The organism is Sphingopyxis sp., assembly GCF_036402335.1.
Taxonomy (GTDB): domain Bacteria; phylum Pseudomonadota; class Alphaproteobacteria; order Sphingomonadales; family Sphingomonadaceae; genus Sphingopyxis.
In genome coordinates this window covers 1-3,895 of sequence record NZ_DASWTD010000415.1, presented here as the reverse complement: position 1 = coordinate 3,895, position 3,895 = coordinate 1, and the positions used below count along the sequence as shown (strand labels likewise).

General features: G+C 64.1%; 4 protein-coding genes and 2 tRNA genes. All 6 read right to left on the bottom strand.

The window, feature by feature from the left end; all coding sequences use genetic code 11:
• Positions 1-19: 19 nt before the first annotated feature.
• Positions 20-670 (bottom strand): hypothetical protein, encoded by a 651-nt coding sequence (locus tag VGD20_RS13575; protein ID WP_331134962.1) that lies wholly within the window; start codon positions 668-670, stop codon positions 20-22.
• 91 nt (positions 671-761) lie between these two features.
• Positions 762-1,895: a slipin family protein gene (locus VGD20_RS13570; RefSeq protein ID WP_331134961.1), complete on the bottom strand. Its 1,134-nt coding sequence runs from the start codon at positions 1,893-1,895 to the stop codon at positions 762-764.
• Between the two features lie 392 nt (positions 1,896-2,287).
• Positions 2,288-2,358, bottom strand: a tRNA-Leu gene (locus VGD20_RS13565).
• Positions 2,357-2,431, bottom strand: a tRNA-Gln gene (locus VGD20_RS13560). The genes VGD20_RS13565 and VGD20_RS13560 overlap by 2 nt, the downstream gene beginning before the upstream one ends.
• Positions 2,432-2,620: 189 nt before the next feature.
• Positions 2,621-3,610 carry a cupin-like domain-containing protein gene (locus tag VGD20_RS13555; RefSeq protein WP_331134960.1) on the bottom strand — a complete coding sequence of 330 codons (990 nt, stop codon included), beginning with the start codon at positions 3,608-3,610 and terminating at the stop codon, positions 2,621-2,623.
• Positions 3,611-3,694: 84 nt separating this feature from the next.
• Positions 3,695-3,895 (bottom strand): energy transducer TonB (locus tag VGD20_RS13550; protein WP_331134959.1); only part of this gene is annotated, 201 nt, incomplete at its 5' end.

Sequence of the window (3,895 nt, the reverse complement as noted above, 5' to 3'; positions counted from 1 at the left end):
AAGGGCAAACCGGCAACCTTCAGCGGCGCAGGTTCTTGATCCGCCGGTCGTACAATTTGCCCGCGAAATGCAGCACCCAAGCGAGCGGCACGACGAGGAGCATCCAACCCCACCAGTCGACGCGTTCGATGATTCTCTCATCAAGGTGCGAAAAACAGGTCAACAGGATAACCGGCACGACCAGCGCCAGCGATGCCGACTGGAACCAGTTGTGCCCGCTGCCGATCCGCTGCGGATCGATGGGCAGCGGCGCGCGCGCCGCGACCGCCGCCTCGATGCCGTCGCGGCGATCGCGCCACCCGGCAACATAGTCCCAGATTTCGATTCCGATCAGGCCGACCTCGACGACGAAAACCCCGAGCCCGATCGCCGGAGCATGGAAACGCTGCGGGATCGCGAGCATGTCGAGCAGCCAGCCGCCGCCGAACACCACCACGACGAGCGCGCCGATCGCCCATGCCGCCTGCACCGGCGCCGACGCGATCATCGCATCGACATGCGTCTCGACCTCGCTCCGCCAGCGTGCGACCTCGTCGGGCTTGACGCCCCGCACGCGCCCGTCGCGCCCGCGATACGCCGGTCCCATGACGGTATCGACGAACCAGCGGTCGAACCGGCGCAGTTCGGTGTCGCGGATTTGTCGCTTCTGGAAATCGCTCATCAACGCCATGCGCGCACTTTACGCCGAAGGATTTACGATCCTGATAACATGAAAAAAGGGGCCGACTTTCGCCGGCCCCTTCCCTTTTTTCGCGCGAGGCTCAATCGCGCAGGCGCACGAGGTCGTTGAGCAGGCCTTCGGTACCGTTCGTCACCGTCAGCCGCTCGACCTTGCCCGCGATGCTTTCCAGCGCCTCGAGCTCCTTCAGGCGGAGCATGACCGGGTTTTCGGCCATGACCTTCGCCGTGTTGAGCAGCGAGCGCGTGGCGTTCGTTTCCTCACGCCGGCGGATGACATTCGCCTCCGCCTCCTTCTGCACCGCGACGACCTGGTTCAGGATCTCGCGCATCTCGCCCGGCAGGATCACGTCCTTGAGCGAAATGTCCGAAACCTCGACCCCGATCATCGCCATGTCGGCACGGACCTTGTCCGCCGCCTCGGCATCGACCATCCCCTTCTGTTCGAGGATCTGGTCGAGCGTCAGCGCGCCGATCGTCTTGCGAAAGGCCAGCTGCAGCGCCCGGTAGAGTGCGTCAGCGAAGTCCTTCACGCTCGTGGTCGCGAGCAGCGGATCGACCACGCGGTATTCCGCGCTGATGTTGATCCGCAGCGTCACCCGGTCGCGGGTCAGCACTTCCTGCCCCGTGACGTCGAGCGCCTGGCGGGTCAGATCGACCAGCTTCGCGGCGATCTTCCGGCCCGGGTTCCAGTAGCCGGTGACGCCCGGCTCGAGCCGCCCGGTCATCCGCCCGTCGATGCTGACGAGCGCGGTCTTGCCCTCGTCGACCTCGACGCGCGTGACGAGCTGCGTCTTGCCGGCCTTCTGCAGCCGCTGGAGCAGCTTCGCCTCGACCCGCGGGTTCGCCGCGATGTCGATGGTCGCCGCCTTCCACGGGCCCGCATCGGTCCACAGGATCAGCTTGTCGTCCGGGCCGAGAATGGTGTTGATGATTCCATCGCGTTCGATGACAGCAACCTCGTTCTCGGCCGTACGGACCACCGTCAGATGCGTCGCCGCATCGACCGGCAGCTTGTCGAGCACCGCTTGCTCATAGGCCGACTTGAACAGCATCTGGGTCAGCGGCTGGCGTTCGATGCGCAGCGAACCGTCGCGGTTCTTCAGCACATGTTCGCCGGCACCCAGGATACCGCGGACCTCGCCCTTGTAGAGCCAGACCGCCCGTTCATTTTCATCGATGAGCACGCGCTTGCGGCCCATCAGGCTATCGATCATTTGCTTCATCATCTCATTCACCATTCTCAATCCGCGTCACGTCACGCCGATTTCCTTTCTTTCTTGGGTTGCACATTTCCCCGAGCCCAAAGGCACGGGGACCGGCGGCACGGCGGCGAGCGGACAGGGCGCGAGCGGACGTTGCTGCGACCAGCACGGGGCGGCGGGGTTCGAAAACCCCGATGCCCGGCACCGGCGCGGCGCGGCCGTCATCACCTGCCAAGCTTCCGGCATGGCTTCGGATCGGACACCGGCACCGACCTCTACCCAAAGGCATCGGTCAAATAACGGTGCCCTCTCTTCGGCAAGCCAGTCCCCGAACCCATTCATTGCAAAGTACAGTTTTCGAGACTGTTACAGCTTAAGAGGCTGTTGGTCGTGCAAAGGACCGGTTTTGGTGCAGGATTCGAACCCGCGACACCAAGGACCTAAACCTTGTGCTCTCCCACTGAGCTAACCAATGGAGCAGACGACAGGATTCGAACCTGCGACCTCCGGCCCCAAAGACCGGCGCTCTTCCGCTGAGCTACATCCGCCAACCTGGCCAAACGCGGCGGCATCCATACATCGGGCCGGCAGCGCCGGTCGATGCGGGCGGGCTTCGCGAAACCCCGATCCGTTGATGTCCGCCCCGCCGACTGGCCGGGGACGGCGCCGTTAGACGCGACCCAAATATCGTGCAAGAAGAAATATTACATATAAAGAAGAATTTATATCGGTTTCGACTAAAGCGCGCCCCACGACCGATAATCCTCGACATGGGTATTGGGCCGGCGGAAGCTGGTAAAACTCATGCTCGCCGACAGGTCGAGCGCTTCGATCTGATGCCACCAGCCGACGGGCAGGAATATCGCTTCGCCGGGCCCGATGACTGTTTCGAGTACCGGCGGTACGGCCGAATCGCCATTGCCGGCAGGCAGGGCTTCATTGCCCCAGTCGGAGAAGCAGTGCCGGCTGTTGCGCATCCGCGCGAACGCCCACGGCGGCGCCATCCGCACGCGCTTGCGGCCGATCACCTGCACCAGCAGATTGTTGGTGAGGTCGTGATGCCAGGGGGTCAGCGTGCCCCGGGGACCCAGCCAGAAAAAGCCATCGCGTGTCCGCGGCTCGAGCAGATCGATCGGCGCCATATCGTCCCACAGCGGTGCCAGCGCGGCGGCATTGGTCTCGCCGTTATAGGCGGTGAGATAGACGTCGTTGCTCGCCTCGTCCCTGCGAAGCCAGTCGATCAGTTCGGCGAATCGGACAAGGCGGCGATGATCGTCCTTCGCGAGTTCATAGTCGGGGCTACGCTCGCGCTCGACCTGCGCCTCGACGACCGCATCGCCCGCGACCGCAGCGAAATGATCGAGCGACCAGCGACGAAGCGCAGTCCAATGGTCGATGATGCCCGTCAGCTTCGCGGGCCGGTTCGCTTCGTAATGATGGCGATAGAAATGATCGACATCGGGGGCATCGAGCACGTCGAGCGCAAAGCCGCCCTCGCCCTCGCACGCGAGCCGCTCCTGATTCGCGAGCAGCCAGCCCTGCTTCGCCATCCGCGCCGCCTGCCGCCGCAGCATCGCCGCCATCGGATCCTTGGAGAGCCGGTCGACCTCATATTTCGCCGCCGCCGCCGAGATGCCGGCACCGACGAGGCGCGTGTGGAGCGCGGCGTCGTCGTCGCCGGCCGCAAGGCCTTCGGCGAGCAGGGCGCGTTTGTCGGGCTGCGACATGCGTGAAATCCTCAAAACTGCCGCAAACGGGCGGACATGAAATCAGAGCCTCAAGCGCAAGTCGATGACAGAAAGATGACGGCTCTATCGCGGGAGCTGCCACCGGATTCTGTTGATGTAGAAACTCCTCACCGCTTGGCCCGCCTTGTCCTTCGCCGGGCGGAAGGTGGCGCGGGCCAGCAGCAACTCGCATGTTCGCGCGTCGAGGCTCGGGAATCCGGAACTGCCGACGATCCGGCAATCGGTCGTATTTCCGTCGGCGCCGATCGTCAGCAGAAACATGGT